Below are 20,533 nucleotides of genomic sequence, written 5' to 3' on the forward strand. Positions count from 1 at the left end.
ATTCAACATGACCATCGCGCTCGTCCTCATCGCCCTGCTGGCCGCGACCAGCCTGGCGTGGCGCCTGTCCTCCCGCCGCCATGTCCTGCCCTGCCCGTCCTGGCTGCGCTGGATGGTCGAGCTCGACAATCCCTTCGCGGCCAGCAACAAGGCCGCCTTCATCGTCGGGCAACTGCAGATCCAGCCAGGCATGAAGGTACTGGACGCGGGCTGCGGCCCGGGCCGCGTCACCCTGCCGTTGGCACGTGCCATCGGTGCGCAGGGACAGGTGCTGGCCGTGGACCTGCAGCCGGCCATGCTCGAACAGGTGGCGGCCAAGGCGTGCGCGCAGGGGCTGGAGAATGTGCGCACCCAGGCGGCGGCGCTGGGCCAGGGGCAGCTGGCAGCCGAGCAGCACGACCGCGCCGTGATGGCCGCCGTGCTGGGAGAGATCCCGGACCGCCAGGCCGCGCTGGCCGACGTGTTCCAGAGCCTGCGCCCCGGCGGCCTGCTGGCCGTGGCCGAGCTGGTCTTCGACCCGCATTTCCAGCGCCGCACCAGCGTGGAAAAGCTGGCAGGCAAGGCAGGCTTCATCCCCCACTCCTTCCACGGCCATGCAGCCGCGTATCTGCTGGTACTGCAGCGCCCTCTCCAACCATGACCACCACACATTCCCCTGTAGCGACCCTGCGGACACCGCGCCTGATACTGCGCCAGTGGCAGGCCGGCGACCGGCAGCCCTTTGCCGCGCTGAATGCCGACCCACAGGTCATGGAGCACTTTCCGGCACTGCTCAGCCGTGAACAAAGCGATGCCATGGCAGACAGGATCCAGGCACTGATCGAGGAACGCGGCTGGGGCTTCTGGGCGGCAGAGCACCTTGCCAGTGGCGAGTTCATGGGCTTCATCGGGCTGCACACTCCCGCCGCGTCTTTGCCGTTCTCGCCCTGCGTGGAAATCGGCTGGCGGCTCGCCCGGCCTTTCTGGGGCCAGGGCCTGGCCAGCGAAGGCGCGCGGGCGGCGCTGGAGTACGGCTTCGGCGCGTTGCATCTGGAGTCCATCGTCTCGTTCACCGCGCTGTCCAACCTGCGTTCGCAGGCCGTGATGCAGCGCCTGGGCATGGAGCGCGACGCCCATGACTTCGACCATCCGGAGGTGCCGGCAGGCCATGCGCTGCGCAGGCATTGCCTGTACCGCCTGACACATGCCCAATGGCTGCAGCAGCAAGCCATGGCCCGAGCATGAACGCGCCCGAGCGGGCATACTGGGCGCCGCCTCCAAAAGCCTTTATCCGCATCTCCACATGACCTCCCCGGCCTCTCCCATCGGCGTCTTCGACAGCGGCATCGGCGGCCTCAGCGTGCTGCAGGCGCTGCGCCATGAGCTGCCGCATGAGCGCTTCATCTACCTGGCCGACAGCGGCTATGCACCGTATGGCGATGCACGCGGCGACGCCTTCGTGCAGCAGCGCACGCGCACCATTGCGCGCCACCTGTGCGAGCAGCACCAGATCAAGGTACTGGTGATCGCCTGCAATACGGCCACGGCCGCTGCCGTGGACATGCTGCGCGCTGAAATGCCCGAACTGCCCCTGATCGGTGTGGAGCCCGCCATCAAGCCCGCTTCGCTATCGAGCCAGACCGGCCACGTGGGCGTGATGGCCACGCGCGGCACGGTGAGCAGCGCACGCTTTGCGCGCCTGGTGGCCGACCATGGCCAGCGCGTGCAATTTCATGTCCAGCCCTGCGACGGACTGGCCAAGGCCATCGAGGAAAGCACGGAGCAGCCCGTTCCCGCCGACCCCATGGCCACCGAGGTCGCGCGCCTGTGCGCCAGGTATGTGAATGCCCTGGGCAGCTTCGGACAGAAGACGGGCGAGATGGATTCCCTGGTGCTGGGCTGCACCCACTACATATTCGCCCGCGAGCAGTTGCGCACGCTGCTGGGGCCGGACATCCAGTTCATCGACACCGGTGCCCCGGTGGCCCGCCAGACGCGGCGCGTGCTGGACCGCCTGGGCACCCTGGCCAGCGAAACAGGACCCTTGCCCGCGGCGGAGGGCCAGGTCCGGTTGATGACCACGGGATCGCTGCAGGCCCTGCAGTCCGCCGCATCGCGCTGGCTGGATCTGCCCGCGCAATGCTGCTCGTCCGTTCAGGTCGGCGAATCCAGCGCCATCCCCACGGCCGCTTGAATCACGGCTGCGCCTGCCACAGGCGCCGGCCCGAGTGGTCCATCCAGCTCAGGTACAGCCGCAACTCGAACTCCAGCTGGTGGTATTCGGGCTCCATGTGGGTGCACAACTGGTAGAAGGCCTTGTCGTGATCGGGCTCGCGCAGATGGGCCAGCTCGTGGACGACGATCATGCGCAAGAAAGCCTCGGGCGCCTGCTTGAACAGTGCGCCGATGCGGATCTCATGCCGGGCATTGAGGCGGCTTCCCTGCACCACGGTGCGGCGCGTGTGCAGGCCCAGGGCGTTGTGGACCACATGGATGCGGCCGTCGTAGGCCACCTTGTTCAGCGTGCCGGCATTGCGCATGTGCCGGCCCTTGAGGGCATCCACGTAGTCATAGAGGCTCTTGTCCGTGCGCACGGCATGGGCCTCGGGATGCTTGCGCAGCAGCCAGGCCTCGGCCTTGTCATCGGCCAGCCAGCCACGCACCTGTGACTGCAGCGCGGCCGGGTAGGCGGACAGGTAGGGAAGCGGCAGCGCGCCACCGGCCACCTCGCGCCGCTGCTCGCGCTGGCGGCGCACGGTCTCGGTGACTGCTCCGGAATACTTGGGCGTGCTGGCCTGTGCCGCCATGGCTGTACGCTGCGCGGGGCAGCGCCTTGCGCTCAATGCAGGTGGCGGGGGCGGCGGTTGCCGCCGTGGCCCGAACCCGATCCACCCATGCCGCGCGGCGGCTTGCCGATCTCCAGCGAGCTGACCAGGGCGTCGAAGCGCTGGGAGAACAGCTTGTCGATCTCCTGCACCACGCCACCCAGCTCGGAGCCGTCGAAATGGCGCTCCATCAGGTTGACCACGTCCTGCACCAGCAGGTCGCGCTGCACTTGCATGATGGCCGCGGGCGTCGGGCCCACGAAGAGCATGACGAAGTCGTCGCGCGACTCGGCCTCTTCGGACTCCTCTTCCTCGTCGAACTCGGTGTCGTAGAAGGTCACCTCGATGGCAGCGCCCTGCTCGGCCAGCTCGTTGATGCCCATGCACATGTCGTCCAGCGACTGGCGGAAGTCCTCATCGCCGCGCACCGTCCAGCACACCTGGAGCAGGCGCTCCTTGGTATCGAACTGGATGCCGGGCTCTTCTTCGTAGACGCTGCCAGCGCCATCGGCCAGGGAGCGGGCACCCGCATACTTCCACAGCGGGCCCAGCGCTTCCTGCAACTGCTCGTAGGTCGTGTCGGGGCGCAGCAGCACCTGGCCGTGCACGTGGATTTCAAATGGAGCGTTGTAATTCGACATGTTCTCGTCTGGGATGAGTTTGGCCACACCTGTCACGCCGCACCATGTGCCACGATCAATGTCAACGGAACGCATGCAGGCATCGCCATCACTGTCTGCCCGAGCCGCGCCATCCAGGCAAGCAGCCCGGGGCCTGATGAAGGGATTCTCGCACGTAATGCAGCCGGCAAGGACTTGGCGGCGCATGGCCACAATGCGGTGCTGCAAGAGCACGAAGCCAGCAACATGCACTGCGCAGCGCCGCGAAACATTGCGCAACCGCAGCATTCGCCTTAACGCAAAATTGCTACAAAGATTGCAGCATCAGAACGTTGCTGCACATAGCTCATGGTGCCCCGAGCCGGGATCGAACCGGCACGCCCCTGTTCGGAAGCGGCGGATTTTAAGTCCGCAGTGTCTACCAATTTCACCATCGGGGCCCTGCGCCGCAGCGTCACAGGCCAACGCAAGCTGCTCATGCCTGCGAACTGCAGCACCAACGAAAAAGGGAAGCGTTACCGCTTCCCTTTTTTCTGAATTGGAGCGGGAAAACGGGTTCGAACCGTCGACCTCAACCTTGGCAAGGTTGCGCTCTACCAACTGAGCTATTCCCGCATATCTGTCAAGCTGTGCGCCTCACAGAGCAGACTTGAATTCTAGCGCAGATTTCCGGCACTCCGGACCAAGTCCGGAAAAAATCCACGTCGAAGCGGATCAATGCCCACCCGCACAGCAGCCCGCTCCATGCCGTCGCTTACTTGCCGTCGATGCGGTCCTGCATGCGCTTGGCGCGCTGTTCAGACGGGGGGTGAGAGCTCAGGATGGAGCTGCCGCCACTGCCACCGCTGAGCTTGGCCAGCTTCTGGAACGATGTGACCAGGCCCTGGCGACTCATCTTCTTTTCCGTGAGCAGGTCGAAGGAATAGTCATCAGCCGCCGACTCCTGGGACTGGGAGAACTGGGCGTTGATGAACTTCTCACCCAGATCTCCGGCCTGCGAGCGCGACAGCGAGGCCAGCGCCGAATTGCCGCTATTGGCTGCAATCGAGCGCGCAGCCGATGCCGCATAGGCCGTTTGCATGCGCTTCTTGCTATGACCCAGCGCCACATGCCCGATCTCATGGCCAATCACGCCACGCAATTCATCGTCGTTCATCAGATCCATCAGGCCGCTGTAGACGCGAATGCAGCCATTGGCCATGGCCCAGGCATTCACGTCCTGCGTCATATAGACCTTGTAGACGGCTTTTTTCCCATTGACGGCCTGCGGCATGCTGGCAATGACCTTGTTCAGCCGCACCGTGTACTTGCTCTTGGCATCGGCCACCTTGTTCTGCGCATCCATGGCCGCGCAGGAGTCGTTGGACAGCGTGACCACATCGTCATCCGTGAGCGTCATGGCCTTCATGGCCGTGGAGCCTGAATCCAGCAGCCCGCCCACATCAGCGGACTCCATGGTTTTACAACCCGCCAGCACCACGCCGCTGGCAACAATCGCCGTCAATAGCTTGATCTTCATAATCCCTCCCGATGAATGAAGCGCGCATCATATCCACGACCGGCCAATTGAATCCACTGCCAATGGCAAGCCATTTGCACTTTTTTGCAATTTTCCAATCAACTTCCAATAAGCACGCTCGCGGCGAGGATCCAGGCAGAACAATTGGAAACAAAATAATTCACCGAACTGGCAATGAATTACAGAATGGAATTCTCTTCATGTCACAGAAGAACAAGCCCTGAACCACTCGCAGAGTGCCGAAACTTTAGAGAGAGGGAGAGATGGAGCTTGACCGGGCACGGGGCTGGCTCGAACCAGACAGCAAGGACAAGCAATGATCCTGACGCAGAAAAAGAAAAAGGCCCCGAAGGGCCTTTTGAACTGTTTTCGCAATGAATTTTTGGAGGCGCGAACCAGAGTCGAACTGGTCTAACCGGATTTGCAATCCGGGGCATAACCGCTTTGCTATCGCGCCAAGATCACTATCAAACAACTACAGCATTGCTGCAGTTTTTAAAAACTGGAGCGGGAAAACGGGTTCGAACCGTCGACCTCAACCTTGGCAAGGTTGCGCTCTACCAACTGAGCTATTCCCGCAAACATTCAAGCAACTACCCGTCACCTGAATCGAACGTACCAAGGCACATCCAAAACTGGAGCGGGAAAACGGGTTCGAACCGTCGACCTCAACCTTGGCAAGGTTGCGCTCTACCAACTGAGCTATTCCCGCTTGAATCATCCATTCTGGCAGCCAACCGCCACCAGAACCTAACACACCCGAAAGCATGTTCGAAATCTGGAGCGGGAAAACGGGTTCGAACCGTCGACCTCAACCTTGGCAAGGTTGCGCTCTACCAACTGAGCTATTCCCGCATTTCTATCGAAGCCTGACATTCTACAACGTCGTTTGCTGCGATGGGATGAATTGTAGCGTAGTTCTTGGAGGGTTCAGGAAAAACGCTACATTTTTTCATCTTCAGTGCTTGACTGCAGGCTCCACAGCCTTGGTTTCCGCCGGGGCCACGGCGGCGGCCTCCTCCTCGGACAAGGGCTCGGGCACACGTTCCAGCGCCACCTTGAGGACCTGGTCGATCCACTTGACGGGGATGATTTCCAGGCCGCTCTTGACGTTGTCGGGGATCTCCTGGAGATCCTTGACGTTCTCTTCGGGGATCAGCACCGTCTTGATGCCGCCACGCAGGGCCGCCAGCAGCTTTTCCTTGAGGCCGCCGATGGCGGTGACCTCACCGCGCAGCGTGATTTCACCAGTCATGGCGACATCGGCACGCACCGGGATACCCGTCAGCGCAGAGACGAAGGCCGTCGTCATGGCCGCACCCGCGCTGGGGCCGTCCTTGGGGGTGGCGCCATCGGGCACGTGCACGTGGATGTCCTTCTTCTCGAAGGCCTCGTCCTTGATGCCCAGCATGCGCGAGCGGCTGCGCACCACGGTGCGCGCGGCTTCGACCGATTCCTTCATCACATCGCCCAGCGAGCCGGTGCGCGAGATCACGCCCTTGCCGGGCATGATGGCGGCCTCGATGGTCAGCAGATCGCCGCCGACCTCGGTCCAGGCAAGACCCACGACCTGGCCGATCTGGTTGTTCAGTTCGGCACGGCCATAGGTGTACTTGCGAACACCCAGGTAGTCAGGCAGGTTGTCGGCAGTGACGACGACGGTGGGCTCCAGCTTCTTGAGCTGCAGGCCCTTGACGACCTTGCGGCAGATCTTGGACAGCTCGCGCTCCAGCGAACGCACGCCGGCCTCTCGCGTGTAGTAGCGCACGATGTCGCGGATGGCGGATTCCTCCACCCGCATCTCGCCTTCCTTCACACCGTTGTTGGTGATCTGCTTGGGCAGCAGGTAGCGGATGGCGATGTTGACCTTTTCGTCCTCGGTGTAACCCGACAGGCGGATCACTTCCATGCGGTCCAGCAGCGCGGGCGGGATATTCATGGAGTTGGAGGTCGCCACGAACATCACGTCGCTGAGGTCGAAGTCCACTTCGACGTAGTGATCGCCGAAGGTGTGGTTCTGCTCGGGGTCCAGCACTTCCAGCAGGGCGCTCGACGGATCGCCACGGAAGTCCATGCCGAGCTTGTCGATTTCGTCCAGGAGGAACAGCGGGTTGCGCGTGCCGACCTTGTCCAGGCTTTGCAGCACCTTGCCCGGCATGGCGCCGATGTAGGTGCGGCGGTGGCCGCGGATTTCCGCCTCGTCACGCATGCCGCCCAGCGCCATGCGGACGTACTTGCGGCCCGTGGCCTTGGCGATGGACTGGCCCAGCGAGGTCTTGCCCACGCCCGGAGGTCCGACCAGGCACAGGATGGGCGCCTTGACCTTGTCCACGCGTTGCTGCACGGCAAGATATTCAAGGATGCGGTCCTTGACCTTTTCAAGGCCGAAGTGGTCGGCATTGAGCACCTCCTCGGCATTGGCCAGGTCGTGCTTGATCTTGGTCTTCTTGCTCCAGGGCAGGCCCGTGAGCACATCGATGTAGTTGCGCACCACGGTGGCTTCGGCCGACATGGGCGACATGAGCTTGAGCTTCTTGAGCTCGGCCTCGGCCTTCTTGCGCGCCTCGGCAGGCATGCGAGCGAGCTTGATCTTCTTTTCGATCTCTTCGATGTCGGCGCCGTCCTCGCCCTCGCCCAGCTCCTTCTGGATGGCCTTGACCTGCTCGTTCAAATAGAAGTCGCGCTGGTTCTTTTCCATCTGGCGCTTGACGCGACCACGGATGCGCTTGTCGACATTGAGGATGTCGACCTCACGGTCCAGCTGCTCGAACAGGTTTTCCAGGCGCTCCTTGATGTCCACCAGGTCGAGCACGGCCTGCTTGTTCTCGAGCTTGAGCGGCAGGTGCGCGGCGATGGTGTCGGCCAGGCGGCCGGCATCGTCGATGCTGGCGATGGAGGTGAGGATCTCGGGCGGGATCTTCTTGTTGAGCTTGACGTACTGGTCGAACTGCTGCGTCACGGCGCGGCGCAGGGCTTCGATCTCGCTGGGCTTGTGGGTTTCGGCCTCAGGCGCCACGGGCACGACGGAGCCCACGAAGTGGGTCTCTTCATCCATGACCTGCTTGACCAGCGCGCGCTGCTGACCTTCGACCAGCACCTTGACCGTGCCGTCGGGCAGCTTGAGCATCTGCAAGATGGTGGAGACGCAGCCGACGTCGAACATGTCGGCCGCCGTGGGTTCGTCCTTGGAGGCGGTCTTCTGGGCCACCAGCATGATGCGGCGGTCGCCCTCCATGGCCAGCTCCAGCGCCTTGATGCTCTTGGCGCGGCCCACGAACAGCGGGATCACCATGTGGGGGAACACGACCACATCGCGCAGCGGCAGCAGCGCCAGGTCTAGGGGGGTGGAAGGCAAAGGGGTATGTCCTGACATGGGAATCCTCGGTTTGTCAGCGGAAGATGGTCCGCCCACCGGTGTATTTCAACCCCGCAGCCCGAAAGGATTTCGGGTCACAGGGACTTGCGCTGCCGGACCTTTGCAGGCAGCGGCGCATCAGGCTTTCTTGGCCGCCTCGCGGTAAACCAGCAGCGGTGCTTTTCCGTCTTCGATGGTGGACTCGTCCACCACCACCTTCTCGACATTGTCGGCATTGGGCAGTTCGTACATGGTGCCGATCAGCGATTGCTCCAGGATGGAGCGCAGGCCACGGGCACCCGTCTTGCGCGCCAGCGCCTTGCGGGCGATGGCCTTGAGCGCGGCGGGCCGGATCTCCAGCTCCACGCCTTCCATGGCCAGCAGCTTGCTGTACTGCTTGACCAGGGCGTTCTTGGGCTCGGTCAGGATCTGCACCAGGGCGTCTTCGCCCAGTTCGGCCAGGGCCGTGACCACGGGCATGCGCCCCACCAGCTCGGGGATGATGCCGAACTTGATCAGGTCTTCAGGCTCGATCTCCTGGAACACTTCCGAGACGGAGCGCTGCTTCTTGCTCTTGACCGTGGCGCCAAAGCCGATGCCCGACGCCTCGGTACGGTTCTCGATGACCTTCTCCAGGCCCGCGAACGCGCCACCGCAGATGAACAGGATGTTGGTCGTGTCGATCTGCAGGAAGTCCTGGTTCGGATGCTTGCGGCCACCTTGCGGGGGCACGCTGGCCATGGTGCCTTCGATGAGCTTGAGCAGGGCCTGCTGCACGCCCTCGCCCGACACGTCACGCGTGATGCTGGGGTTGTCGGACTTGCGCGAGATCTTGTCGATCTCGTCGATGTAGACGATGCCGCGCTGCGCACGCTCGACGTCGTATTCGCAGCTTTGCAGCAGCTTCTGGATGATGTTCTCGACGTCCTCGCCCACGTAGCCGGCCTCGGTCAGCGTGGTGGCATCGGCCATGACGAAGGGCACGTTGAGCATGCGCGCCAGCGTCTGCGCCAGCAGCGTCTTGCCGGAGCCCGTGGGACCGATGAGCAGGATGTTGCTCTTGGCCAGCTCAATCTCGTCCTTGCCGGCCTTGTCCTTGTGACGCAGGCGCTTGTAGTGGTTGTATACGGCGACAGCCAGCGTGCGCTTGGGCAGGTCCTGGCCGATCACGTAGTTGTCCAGGTTGGCCTTGATTTCGGCGGGCGTGGGCAGGTCGCCTCGGCCGTCCTTGGCCTCGGTGCTGGGCTGCTCGTCGCGGATGATCTCGTTGCAGAGATCGATGCACTCGTCGCAGATAAAGACTGACGGACCCGCGATCAGCTTCTTGACCTCATGCTGGCTCTTGCCGCAGAAGGTGCAATAAAGGTTTTTTTCGCTGGAGGAGCCTTTTTTCTCGGCCATGGGGTCGGTGCCTTGTTACAGAAATATGGAAAAGGATGATAACCAAATGGAAAGCGGCGTTTTCCGTAGGGGGAAAACGCCGCCCATTCTTATACAGCCTCCGGGCTTCAGGAGCGCTTGTTGATCACCTGATCGACCAGGCCGTAGTCCTTGGCTTCGTCGGCGGACAGGAAGTAGTCGCGCTCGGTGTCGTGCTGGATCTTTTCCAGCGGCTGGCCCGTGCGCTCGGCCAGGATCTTGTTCAGGCGCTCGCGGGTCTTGAGGATCTCGCGGGCGTGGATCTCGATCTCGGTGGCCTGGCCCTGCATGCCGCCCAGCGGCTGGTGGATCATGACCTGGGAATTGGGCAGCGCAAAGCGCTTGCCCTTGGTGCCAGCGGCCAGCAGGAAGGCACCCATGCTGGCTGCAATGCCGGTGCACAGCGTGGACACATCGGGCTTGATGAAGTTCATCGTGTCGAAGATGGCCAGGCCGGCGCTCACGGAGCCGCCGGGACTGTTGATGTAGAACGAAATGTCCTTGTCGGGGTTTTCGCTTTCAAGGAACAGCAGCTGGGCCACGACGAGGTTGGCCGTCTGGTCATTGACAGGGCCCACCAGGAAGATCACCCGGTCCTTGAGCAGGCGCGAGTAGATGTCGTACGACCGCTCTCCGCGGCCGGACTGTTCGATGACCATTGGGATCATGCCCAAACCCTGAGTTTCCAATGCGCTCATGTTTTCTCCAGTACTAGGGGGCTACTTTAGCCGTATCCGGAAAGAAAATGGGGCTTGTGCGCCAAAGCACAAGCCCCGCAGATGCCAACCCGCCCGCCGATCTCACGAAGCGGCAGGCAGGCGGTGCTCAAACCCTCAGGCCTGGCCCATCAGTTCGTCGAAGGACACGGCCTTGTCGGAGACCTTGGCCTTGCCCAGCACGAACTCGGTCACGTTGTTTTCGATGACAACGGCTTCGACTTCAGCCAGGCGTTGGCGGTCGCCGAAGTACCAGCGTGCCACGTCTTCGGGCTTTTCGTAGCTGGCGGCCAGCTCTTCCACGTGGGCCTTGATCTGCTCGGGGGTGGCGTGCAGCTCGTTGGCGCGCACCAGCTCGGCCACCACCAGGCCCAGGCGCACGCGGCGCTCGGCTTGGGGCAGGAACACGTCTTCAGGGATCTCGGCCTTGTCGGCGTCCTTGATGCCGCGCTGCTGCAGCTCGGCGCGAGCGCCTTCCAGCAGACGGGCGACTTCAGCCTGCACCGAGGCCTTGGGCAGTTCCAGCTCGGCCTTGGACACCAGGGCGTCCATCACGGCCTGCTTGTTGCGGCCCTGGACGCGGAACTTGACTTCACGCTCCAGGTTCTTCTTGATGTCGGCGCGCAGGCCTTCGACCGTGCCTTCAGCCACGCCCAGTGCCTTGGCAAAGGCCTCGTCCACTTCGGGCAGGTTGGCGGCTTCGATCTTCTTGACCGTCACCAGGAAATCGGCGGTCTTGCCGGCCACGTCCTTGCCGTGGTAGTCGGCGGGGAAAGCCAGGGGGAAGGTCTTGGACTCGCCGGCCTTCATGCCGCGCACTGCGTCTTCGAATTCCTTGAGCATCTGACCTTCGCCGACCAGGAACTGGAAGTCTTCAGCCTTGCCGCCGGAGAAGGTCTCGCCGTCGATCTTGCCTTCGAAGTCCACGGTCACGCGGTCGCCGTCCACGGCCACATCGGCCTGGGCGCGCTGCGCGAAGGTGCGGCGCTGCTTGCGCAGGATGTCCACGGTCTTGTCGATGGCGGCGTCGTCCACTTCGGCTGTCAGCTTCTCGACTTCGGCCGAGGTCAGGTCACCGATCTTGACTTCAGGCATCACTTCGAAGATGGCTTCGAACTGGGCCTCGCCCTCGGGAGCGCCTTCCTTTTCGGAGATGCGGGGCTGGCCAGCCACGCGCAGCTTGGCTTCGTTGACAGCCTGTGCGAAAGCCTCGCCAACCTTGTCGTTGAGCACTTCATACTGCACCGAATAGCCATAACGCTGGGCCACCACGCTCATCGGCACCTTGCCGGGACGGAAGCCGTCCATCTTCACGGTGCGCGCCACTTGCTTGAGGCGGTTCTCGACTTCGCTCTGGATGGAGTTCAGGGGCAGGCTCAGCGTGATCTTGCGCTCGAGCTTTTCAAGGGTTTCAACAGTAACGGCCATGTTTGTTCCTATGAGGGATTGGACCGTGCCGGCTGCTGTACAGCCCGCACCGTATTGCGCAAAAGTCACGGTGCAACGCGAGCCAAAGCCAGTCGGCCGCGCGGCACCTCAGATTTCAAGGGCTTACATCACATGCGCCTGGCCGCTGGGGACCGCACATGGTTCGCTCAACCCGTGATGTAAGCGAAGCCGGACATTATAAACGAGGCGCTTTTCCCATCAGAAAGGCCGCATTGGGGATTTGCCCTCGGTTTTCAGTGTGCGCCGGCAGCGCGGGGACCGCGCCTCCCCGCAGCAGGACCCAATCGGCCGATCACCCTGCATCGAAGCCCTGGCGCCCCCCCTAGATATCAATAAGCACATAGGTCAATTGAGGGGCTTCACCCGTGATCGCCTGCCCCTGGACATAGACGCTGCCGCCCTCCTGGCTGCCCAGGGGATTGCGTACGCGCAATCGGCCATTGCCAGGCAGATCGACCGTGGCTGTTCCGTCGCCATGCACCGCGCTGATCCGCCCGGTGAGCACAGGCTCGTCAGGCAGCAGTTGGACAAGACGCTTGAAGAGATTGACGGTGCTCATACGGTTGCACGCTCCACGGTAATCTGCTGCCGCACCACGGGCATGGCAGCGCTGAGCCGGGTTCCACGGACCAGGCCACGCCAGGATTCGTCGGTATCGACGACTTCGATCAATTGGCCGGGCCGGATCAGGCCTGGCGCCGTCCCACCGGAAAGCAAGGGCATGGTGATGGACTGGACCAGCTTGTTGCCCGATGCTCCCAGCACGGCCTCGCCACGCTGGCGTGCAGCCACGGCCTCGGTGATCAGGGCATCCGTGACCTGGGGAGCCAGGCTGTTGCCCGCCGTCCCGGCTCGGCGCACGTGACCGAGGATGCCGCCCGCCTGGCCGCTGACATAGATCGCGTTGTAGGCGGCACGCGGCTCGGGCCGCAGCTCGTCCGTCACGATGACGTCCGCCGGCATGCGCACGTCCGGCGTCGCATCCGCCCATTTCCATGGCAGGTGTGCGAAGCGCGGCGCGACGATCAGGCGCTCCTGCGTACGATGGCTGCTCACCACCGCGCCAATCGAAGCAGCCACACGCATCACGGCCGACAACGGCGTGCCACGGTGGCTCCAGGCGCCGGCCGGCACCAGCCAGTCCGACACCTTCCAGTCCAGCTGCACGCCGGTGAACTCCAGCGCATTGCGGATCAGTTGCTGCGCCGTGGCCGGCGCCGTGTTCAGCCAGGTCTGCTCCGGCATGTAGGGACTGCTCAGCAAGGCGGTGGCACTCACGCCCTGTACGGCCACGCGATGGTTGCCGAAGCTGCGCGTGCGGCTCAGGCTTTGTACGACAAAGACGAAGTCGATGCCATCGACCACCACGCGCAGCCGTGCAGGCAGTCCCCCGGACGGCGCCAGTTGATCCAGCAGGTGTTCCGGACCATTGGCCGAAAAGCTCCATCCGAAGCCGTCGTCATCGCTGGCGATCGTCACATCGCTCAGCGCAACGGCTTCCATGCCCGGCAGCAGGGCTGCCTCCATCGTGTGTACTGTCATGTAAACCTTCAGTTGCGGGATGACATAGCGGGGTGGTTGGGGATCCGTGCCCGGCCTGCAGCAGATGAACACGAGTTCGGAGCTTTCGCTCCAGACGCTCGAGAACGCCAGCTCGACGGCCCCACCCGGCGGCGGCCGATAGCACGGTGGCGGCTTGGGCGGATCGACAGGGCGGCCCGGCGTGACGCCGGGCAGCGGCGCCATGGCGTCCTGATGGCGGGCACCGCCCATCACGATGCCCAGCACCCGGGCATCGCCCATGCTGCTGGCGTGCCAGACACCTTCGCAGAGGCCGTCGCTGAAAGCCTGCCGCATGGCACGGCGCAAAATGATGCCCTCCTGGAACCTCTGCAGCACAACCGCCTGGCCAGCCAGTGCGTTGGCCAGGCCCTGGCGCGTGGCCAGGCGCAAGCACGTACCCTCTTGCCAGGCCTGGGCCGTGAGTCCCCCCACGTCCATGGCAAAGCCCATGCCTTGGCGCGTGGTCAGGCGCAGGCGCGCCGAGTCCTGCCAGCGCTGCACGGCGGCCGCGCCTGCGTGCAGCGCTCGCCAACCGCGAATCTGCGTGCCCCTGTCGGCAATGGCCGCCTGCTGGCAGACAGACACCAGGCCGCCCTGTGCCGGGGCGGCCTCTTCAAATCCCGACAATGTGCCCCCCACGGCCGGCCTGTCGGTGCGCGTCTGGTACGCCGCTCCAAGCGCCATGCGTGCCCCAGGCAGGCGAATGCCGGCGCCAGCGGTCTTGCGACGCAAGGCACCGATGGACACGCTCGTCCCCGGCAGCCGGATGGCCATCCGTGCGACTGCGTCCTGAGTCGAGCCCGGGTCCGAATCGTCCTCGTTGCCGAACACCATCTGGCTGGGTGAGCCAGCAGCTGGTGGGCGATGGAAGATCAGCTCGATGCGTGCCATAGCGCTACTCGATGTAGCTGGTCGGCGCCAGCGTCAGATAGCCGCCCGCGTACAGCTGGGTGCTGTCCGGGATCTGGATCTGACCCTCGCCACCTTCGATCGACACATCCGCGTCGAGCACCAGCGCACCGCTGGCCGAGACGACGCGGCCCCAGGTGGCGATGCCGGACTCCAGGATCATGGCGCCGGCCGCATCACGGGCCAGCAGCCGCAGCCGGCCGGCCACGATCTCGCCACAGGGTCTGGCCAGCGGCAGCTCCACCAGCATGGGCAGGGCCGAGGGCTCGCCGAAGGCGGGCCGCTCGGCGTCCGCAAAGAAGCGCACGCAGGCCGTGCCCGGACCCATGTCCAGCAGCAGATCGCGCAGGCCCTGCAAGCGGGCCTCGTTGGCCTGCAACGTGATTTCAACACTGCGCTGTGTCATGGCATGGCCTCCGGCGTGACGCGGTCGGCCACCACGGCGCGGAAGTCGCCCTCGTGGTCGTAACTCACGACCGTGTATGCGGTGGTGCTGTCGATGTGCAGGAAGTCGTACTCGCCCTGAGCGTTGCTCCAGACCTCACGGATCAACAGGCCGTCGCGGTCGCGGTACAGCCGCACGCGGCGAGAGACAGGCACCTTGGGACTGTTCTTGTCTTCCTGTTCGACGGTGCGACCGCGCACGCGGCCCAGGCCGTTGCCGCCCAGCACGTAGTCCAGTTGACTCGTTCCAGGCCGCTGGACCACATACGCGCCCCGGTAAAGTTCTCGCCCACCCAGGCCCACGACTGCCGTGGGCTGGAACAGGCTGGTTGGATAAGACAACTCGGCCATACCGTTAGCGCCAAGGCCCTGTGATATCGATGAAGCCAAAGCCCGCCGGGGAGGATGCAGAGGAGCTATGCGGAAGGGCCAGGAGGCGGCGACCGCTTACGGCTTCGATCAATGTCGAGTCACGCTCGAAATACTGGGCTACCTGCGTCTGCGGCACATACCTGTATCCCGGCACAACAGCACGCGGCGTATTGGCGGAAACCGGCATATTGCTCAAAAACAGCTGCGCGAGTTTCAACTCACCGTCAACGTCACTCGGAAAATTTCCAAACGCAGAGTCAGAACCAGATCCTGGGGCGCCGGTTGACGCAAAGCTCCTGAGCTCTGGCGCTACGCTGCCCCCCAAACCTGTAATGGCCCTCGGCAAGAAGTACCAACCACTGGATGCCGAATCAATGGATCCATTGTTGGGAGTGTTCACGACGTTTGACTGGGATACGCCGCCACAGATCAGACAGGCGTATGCATCCCCCGCCTTGCGCAATGCCAGCAAGTCACCAAATACCCTCGTCCCGCCCGCCGTATTCGTAGGTGAGATTGGCGATGCTGGTGCCGAGTTGTCGAAGAAAATCCGGCTATCACCCACAATCGTCCAGCGTGTAGGGCTGGCATTCGCTGAATTGCTCTTGGCCCACCAGGCGCCGTCAGCTCGCTGCGCAGCGCTGGGAAACGGTCCGGTCCCCGCGTCGATGGCCGACATGCTTTCGTAGCCGCGCATGGATACAGCGGTCGTTGTGCGGTCGTCGACATAGAGGTACATGCCATAGCTCTGCGGATCGGTGGACCGATACACGGCCTGGTTGGTCCCAGAAAACGGTTTGGCCCAGCCCAGCGCCGCAAACTTGAACGTGATGCCCGTGCCGTTGTCCACGCTGTCGGGCGCGGCCGTGCGGAACTTGAACACACCGCTGGACGACTCGGTCACGCGCTGCTCGCCGTTGAGCAGGGTCTGAGCGGCGCCGGCGATCAGCAGCACGCTGTCGGGCGTGGGGGGCTGCGATGCGCCCACCGAAAACTCCACCGTGGCAACGCCGGCTGCCACCGTGATGCGCGTCGCCGCGCGCAGGCCGAAACCCGTGACCAGGCAGGCGTCGAGCACGGCAATCTTGCTGCCGGCCAAGCCGTTTTGCACGGGGGCGCCGTACATGCTGTAGAGAAAGTGCTTGACGCTGGTATCGACAAGGGATGCCATGGGTGATCTCCAAATAATCAGGGACGGTCGACGCTGCCGCGCACCAGGTGCTCAAACTGGTAGTCGTCGGCCACAGCCTCGCTGGGCTGCACGGTGCGGATGAGGGCATGGGGGGCAATGCCGCCCTCGGTATTGATGCGCAGCACGTTGCCCGCGCTCCAACCCTGGCCCCAGCCCAGGGCGCGGATGGTGATGTAGGGCACGCCGCTGATCGGGTTGATGGGCGCGAAATCGACGTTGGTGGAACCCGTGCCCAGGTTGCCCACGTGCTCGCCGATGAATTCAAAGGTCGTGGCGCTCAAGAAGCGGCACATCCAGCGCTCGGGCAGCGCGCCGGCATTGGTGACGACAAGGGGCGCGATGGTGTCGTTGTAGCTGGCCAAGGCCTCGGTGCCGTCCACCGTGTCCTGCCATTTGTTGGTCCAGGTGGTCTGGTCAAACATCAGGCTGACGCGGGCGCGCAGCGTGCCGGCCATCAGCGCGCTGGAGACCACGCTGCCCACGGGGAACTCGTGGCTCAGCTGCTTGGTGATCGCCAACATGCCGTTGATCTGCACGTCGCTGACGCGCGCCATCTCCTCGATGCGGTGCTGGAACGTGACCGGCTGGGCCCAGCCTGTGATATCGCTGACGGTGATCTTGCCGGCCTCCAGATCCACGCTCCAGCCCTGCTGGATACGCTGGCCATCCGCACCGATGACATAGGCACGCGAGAGCCGCACGCGGCCGCAGTTGATGACCTGGCCGTTGGTCACGGTGACCGGGCCGAGCTGGCCTGTGTGGCCGATCACGATGTAGCTGCCCACGCGGTAGATGGGCACGCGGCCATCGGGCGGCAGCCGCACGGGGTCCAGGCCGATGACGTCCGCGTCCAGCGGCAGGTAGAAGTAGCTGACGCTGTTGTAGCGCAGCGTGGTCGGGTCCACGGGCCAGGGGCGCCAGATGCGGTTCGGCTGGACGGCGCCGATGTCATCGGCCGAATACCACCATTCGGTCTTCTGGGCAGGGGTCAGCGAGGTGTCCAGCACATAGTCGCCAAACTGCAGCTCGACCACGCCGCTCTGATAGTCGATCTTGCCGCGCAGGTGCGTGCCCGAAATCACACCGTCGATGCCAGCCGAGGCCGTGATCTGCTCGCCTGTGGCATCGGACAGGTTCATCACGAAGCCACTGGGCTTAATGGGCGCGGCGGCCGTGCGCATGAAGATGCTGGCCGTGGACCAGTTCTGGCGCACGGTCCACAGGCTCTCAACCACCAGGTCGGTGGCCGGGCCATCGACCACATAGTCGAAGATCCGCGCCACGCCGCTGGAGTAGTCCAGCGCGCCAGCCACGATGCCCAGCGCCGTGGACGTGCGGTCGCGCACCAGCACGCCGTCGTAGTCCTCGTAGACATGGCCCATCCACCGAATCCGCACGCTGCCCGGCACGATGTAGTCGGTGGTGTAGGGGCACAGGTCCAGCACCACCGGCTCGGGGACGAAATTCATCACATGGTGCTGCGCGCTGGTGAAGTCCTCGGCGTAAGTCACCGTCACGGTGCTGGCCGTCAGCAGTTCTTCGCTCACCGAGGTATCGCGGCGGTCACCGCCCTTGGACACGGTGGAGAAGCTGGGGTCGCTGCCATTGCCGCCCATCGTGGTTTCTTCAAAACTCAGGGCGTTTTCGTAGTCACTGTTGTAGCCCTCGGTCTTGCTGTCCAGCTGCACGAACTTGATGTTGAGAAACTTGCCCGCGTAGTTGATGGTGCCGTCCGGGCCGAACGTGCCCCGGCCGTCATCCGTCAACAGGTGGCGCACTGTGTCCTGCGTCTTGCTGGTCTGGTAGCTGGACCGGCTGTGCGTTGACGATGAGCTGGCCGATGTCTTGGTGGTCTGCAAGACGATGCCTGCGGAAACTCCTGCCATGATTTTTCTCCTTTGTTTGATCAGGCGCCCCAGCGCCGGTATTCGACGCCGCCGATGGACTTGACGCCCGCCGTGTACTCGGCGTCGGTCCAGACCACGCCATCGACGTCGGGCGGCACGTAGTGGTTGCCCTCGGGCGAGCTGGTGGCGCCGACCTCGATATAGACGGCCCCGCCGCTGGCGCGCGCGCCGCCCTGGGCCATGTACTTGCCTGTGGTCGATCCATCGGATAGAGGCACACGCGAAGTGATGACGGGCGCAGGCGCCGGGGGCACCTGGGGCAGGTAGCTGAATTTGCCGCTGCCGCCGTTTTTGGAGGCCGAGGTACCACCGGATGAGGCGCCGGAGCTGGCCGAGAGATTGCGCACGGTGATCCACGCCACGGACACGGTGCCGGGCGCAGGGATGGTGTCCAGGGTGATCGCACCGTAGCCGCCTGCGTCGAGGACGACCGTGACGTTCTTGCTCACCGTCACGGCATAGTCGTACTCAATGGCGAACTGCCCGCCTGCGTCGATCATGAATTGCGGGCGCAGCAGCAGCGCGGCCGAGGCGTAGTTGATCTCGCCCGTGGCGGCGCCCTGCAGGTCGCCCTGGCCGTTGTCCGTGGCCGTGCGCAGCACGCCGCCTGAGGTCCATTTGATGACCAGCGTGCCCGGCTTGATGCCCTGGTGCGGCAGACGCATGGCGTGCTCGGGCAGCCGCCAACCCGTGGCACTGGAGCGGTTCACGAAGGCCGAGGCCTCACCCCACTGGAAGATGATGGAGCTGCCCACGTCTGGCAGTGCGGGCAGCGTCACGGACACCGAGCCGTTCGCATAGTTGACGGTGCCCACGGCCGATCCCGTCAGCTCGCCCTGGCCGTTGTCGGATGCGGTGTACCAGACGCCCATCACCTGGAACGACACCACCAGGGTGTTCGGCGCCGGAAAAGGCTTGAGGATGGCCACCCAGCTGAAACTGCGGTTTTCCTGGCCAACCTTGATGCGGCGCGTGTGCGGCGCATTGGGCACGCGGATCTCGCGCGGCGAGGTAGCGAGCACCAGCTGCCGCACGCCGGCCGGGCGCTGGTCCAGCGCCGCAGTCTCGGTGCGTGAGTTGGGCACCAGCTGGGTGTAGATGCTGGCTACCCGCAGCATGCTCTCGCCCAGCTGCACAGCAGACGTCAGGGGCTGGGCGCCGTAGAAGCTGGCTGCATCGGCCACGGTAGTGTCCCGGATGCGGGTCTTCGTGTGGTCCATGCCATACGACCGGTTTGGCGGGGAGCCCGGGAAAGCGCTCCGCAGCCGGGGCGTGATTTCGCAGGTAGTGACACTGGCTGCGTAGTCGGTGTAGCCGCTGCTCGTCGAGTACGAAAACTGCAGGGTCTCGGTCTCGGCGCGCAGCACGCGCACGTACTGCAGCACCTGGCTGGCCAGCCCCTCGTTGTAGACGAGGATCAGCGTGCGGCCGATGGTCGGCGCCGGTGTGCCGGGCCGGTGGAAGATCTTGATTGAGGCCTGGCCCTGGACATGGTTTTCCAGCAGATAGCCGCCCCACTCCGTGCCCGGGATGAGGTAGGCCGCGATGGCCGCGGCGATCTCCGAGCGGCGCGCGAATACGTCGCACGGCGCGATGGTGATGGACACATTCGGATCGTTGGGCACGGCCGAGACAATGATGTTGGTGTCCATCAGCGGCTCGGTGGTGGGCGTTTGCACGGCCGCGTGCACCTGGCGGATGGACACGTCGCCGCCGGCCCTGTCGACCTCGGTGATGTCCTCGAAGACGCCATTGCTCTTGCCCCAGGCGATGACGTTGCCCGTAGGGCCGCCGCCGCCGTTGGCGTCATCTGTCATGACCTTGGATTCGAGCAGGCGGATATCGCCGTCTCTGACTGTCATATTTTCAACTCCTCAAACTGTGATGAGCCGCAACGTTGCGACATAGGGATTGGCGAGCGCGGGAAGCTCGGGCCTGCCGACGGGCCGGGCCGTGATGGGCTCGTCGCCGGAAAACTGCACGTCGAAGCTGCGGCCATCCGCCAGCCGCAGGCGGTAGACCTGGCCTGCGGCGCCAGCCATCTGCAGCAACATGAGCAAGGTGGCGCGGCGGATCCAGCCATGGGACTCATCCCCCTCCAGAGTGATCGGACGTCCCGCGGACTTGCCGGCTTCGTCCACGATCAGCGCCCCCGTGATGCTGCGCGCCGTACTGCGCGCCACGGCGGACCATGTGAATTCATCCGTCCAGGTCATCCCGCGGGGAATCTCAAGCGTTCCCAATAGGTGGTTCTTGGCTGTCAT

Annotated in this window: 18 protein-coding genes and 6 tRNA genes; 3 read left to right on the top strand and 21 right to left on the bottom strand. The window is 64.1% G+C overall.

What is annotated here, in order from left to right; translation table 11 throughout:
• The first annotated feature begins 7 nt into the window (after nucleotides 1–7).
• The 3 genes from ACF8NF_RS28210 to murI are packed head-to-tail and all read left to right on the top strand — an operon-like array spanning nucleotide 8 to nucleotide 2,173.
• Nucleotides 8–640 carry a methyltransferase domain-containing protein gene (locus tag ACF8NF_RS28210; RefSeq protein ID WP_209802889.1) on the top strand — a complete coding sequence of 211 codons (633 nt, stop codon included), beginning with the start codon at nucleotides 8–10 and terminating at the stop codon, nucleotides 638–640.
• Nucleotides 637–1,224 carry a GNAT family N-acetyltransferase gene (locus ACF8NF_RS28215; protein ID WP_209802888.1) on the top strand — a complete coding sequence of 196 codons (588 nt, stop codon included), beginning with the start codon at nucleotides 637–639 and terminating at the stop codon, nucleotides 1,222–1,224. The genes ACF8NF_RS28210 and ACF8NF_RS28215 overlap by 4 nt, the downstream gene beginning before the upstream one ends.
• Before the next feature lie 58 nt (nucleotides 1,225–1,282).
• Nucleotides 1,283–2,173: a glutamate racemase gene (gene murI, locus ACF8NF_RS28220; protein WP_016445161.1), complete on the top strand. Its 891-nt coding sequence runs from the start codon at nucleotides 1,283–1,285 to the stop codon at nucleotides 2,171–2,173.
• Between the two features lies 1 nt (nucleotide 2,174).
• Here murI and ACF8NF_RS28225 read toward each other — a convergent pair whose 3' ends face one another.
• The 21 genes from ACF8NF_RS28225 to ACF8NF_RS28325 all read right to left on the bottom strand — a co-directional run bounded on the left by ACF8NF_RS28225 (nucleotide 2,175) and on the right by ACF8NF_RS28325 (nucleotide 20,533).
• Complete coding sequence (locus tag ACF8NF_RS28225) at nucleotides 2,175–2,786, bottom strand: M48 family metallopeptidase (RefSeq protein WP_126311847.1); 612 nt, start codon at nucleotides 2,784–2,786, stop codon at nucleotides 2,175–2,177.
• A 32-nt stretch (nucleotides 2,787–2,818) separates the two neighbouring features.
• Complete coding sequence (locus ACF8NF_RS28230) at nucleotides 2,819–3,445, bottom strand: DUF6806 family protein (protein WP_013803265.1); 627 nt, start codon at nucleotides 3,443–3,445, stop codon at nucleotides 2,819–2,821.
• 328 nt (nucleotides 3,446–3,773) lie between these two features.
• Nucleotides 3,774–3,864 (bottom strand) — tRNA-Leu (locus ACF8NF_RS28235).
• Nucleotides 3,865–3,963: 99 nt separating this feature from the next.
• Nucleotides 3,964–4,039: transfer RNA gene (locus ACF8NF_RS28240), tRNA-Gly, on the bottom strand.
• A 139-nt stretch (nucleotides 4,040–4,178) separates the two neighbouring features.
• A complete protein-coding gene (locus ACF8NF_RS28245; protein ID WP_016445158.1) occupies nucleotides 4,179–4,943 on the bottom strand; it encodes a M48 family metalloprotease in 765 nt (254 codons plus the stop codon).
• A gap of 383 nt (nucleotides 4,944–5,326) precedes the next feature.
• Nucleotides 5,327–5,400 (bottom strand) — tRNA-Cys (locus ACF8NF_RS28250).
• Nucleotides 5,401–5,446: 46 nt separating this feature from the next.
• A tRNA-Gly gene (locus ACF8NF_RS28255) sits at nucleotides 5,447–5,522 on the bottom strand.
• 57 nt (nucleotides 5,523–5,579) lie between these two features.
• Nucleotides 5,580–5,655 (bottom strand) — tRNA-Gly (locus ACF8NF_RS28260).
• 67 nt (nucleotides 5,656–5,722) lie between these two features.
• Nucleotides 5,723–5,798, bottom strand: a tRNA-Gly gene (locus tag ACF8NF_RS28265).
• A 103-nt stretch (nucleotides 5,799–5,901) separates the two neighbouring features.
• Nucleotides 5,902–8,316 (bottom strand): endopeptidase La, encoded by a 2,415-nt coding sequence (gene lon, locus ACF8NF_RS28270; protein ID WP_046240250.1) that lies wholly within the window; start codon nucleotides 8,314–8,316, stop codon nucleotides 5,902–5,904.
• A gap of 120 nt (nucleotides 8,317–8,436) precedes the next feature.
• Nucleotides 8,437–9,699 carry an ATP-dependent Clp protease ATP-binding subunit ClpX gene (gene clpX, locus ACF8NF_RS28275; protein ID WP_392451688.1) on the bottom strand — a complete coding sequence of 421 codons (1,263 nt, stop codon included), beginning with the start codon at nucleotides 9,697–9,699 and terminating at the stop codon, nucleotides 8,437–8,439.
• A 107-nt stretch (nucleotides 9,700–9,806) separates the two neighbouring features.
• Nucleotides 9,807–10,415 carry an ATP-dependent Clp endopeptidase proteolytic subunit ClpP gene (gene clpP, locus ACF8NF_RS28280; protein ID WP_016445088.1) on the bottom strand — a complete coding sequence of 203 codons (609 nt, stop codon included), beginning with the start codon at nucleotides 10,413–10,415 and terminating at the stop codon, nucleotides 9,807–9,809.
• Nucleotides 10,416–10,550: 135 nt separating this feature from the next.
• Entirely contained in the window at nucleotides 10,551–11,861 is a 1,311-nt protein-coding gene (gene tig, locus ACF8NF_RS28285; RefSeq protein ID WP_016445087.1) for a trigger factor, read from the bottom strand.
• Nucleotides 11,862–12,204: 343 nt separating this feature from the next.
• A complete protein-coding gene (locus ACF8NF_RS28290; RefSeq protein WP_013803266.1) occupies nucleotides 12,205–12,441 on the bottom strand; it encodes a hypothetical protein in 237 nt (78 codons plus the stop codon).
• Nucleotides 12,438–14,336, bottom strand: a complete 1,899-nt coding sequence (locus ACF8NF_RS28295; protein WP_392451689.1) for a hypothetical protein — start codon at nucleotides 14,334–14,336, stop codon at nucleotides 12,438–12,440. Before ACF8NF_RS28295 ends, ACF8NF_RS28290 begins: the two co-directional genes overlap by 4 nt.
• A gap of 4 nt (nucleotides 14,337–14,340) precedes the next feature.
• Nucleotides 14,341–14,760, bottom strand: coding sequence for a hypothetical protein (locus ACF8NF_RS28300; RefSeq protein ID WP_392451690.1), 420 nt, complete (start codon nucleotides 14,758–14,760; stop codon nucleotides 14,341–14,343).
• Nucleotides 14,757–15,149 (bottom strand): hypothetical protein, encoded by a 393-nt coding sequence (locus tag ACF8NF_RS28305; protein ID WP_392451691.1) that lies wholly within the window; start codon nucleotides 15,147–15,149, stop codon nucleotides 14,757–14,759. The genes ACF8NF_RS28300 and ACF8NF_RS28305 overlap by 4 nt, the downstream gene beginning before the upstream one ends.
• 4 nt (nucleotides 15,150–15,153) lie before the next feature.
• Nucleotides 15,154–16,341 carry a hypothetical protein gene (locus ACF8NF_RS28310; RefSeq protein ID WP_392451692.1) on the bottom strand — a complete coding sequence of 396 codons (1,188 nt, stop codon included), beginning with the start codon at nucleotides 16,339–16,341 and terminating at the stop codon, nucleotides 15,154–15,156.
• Between the two features lie 17 nt (nucleotides 16,342–16,358).
• On the bottom strand, nucleotides 16,359–18,248 hold the full coding sequence (locus ACF8NF_RS28315) for a hypothetical protein (protein ID WP_392451693.1): 1,890 nt from the start codon (nucleotides 18,246–18,248) through the stop codon (nucleotides 16,359–16,361).
• Nucleotides 18,249–18,268: 20 nt separating this feature from the next.
• On the bottom strand, nucleotides 18,269–20,131 hold the full coding sequence (locus ACF8NF_RS28320) for a hypothetical protein (RefSeq protein ID WP_392451694.1): 1,863 nt from the start codon (nucleotides 20,129–20,131) through the stop codon (nucleotides 18,269–18,271).
• Between the two features lie 12 nt (nucleotides 20,132–20,143).
• Nucleotides 20,144–20,533, bottom strand: coding sequence for a hypothetical protein (locus ACF8NF_RS28325; protein WP_139223852.1), 390 nt, complete (start codon nucleotides 20,531–20,533; stop codon nucleotides 20,144–20,146).

The sequence above is a fragment of the Delftia sp. WSY_22 genome (assembly GCF_043104185.1).
Lineage (GTDB): Bacteria > Pseudomonadota > Gammaproteobacteria > Burkholderiales > Burkholderiaceae_C > Comamonas > Comamonas tsuruhatensis.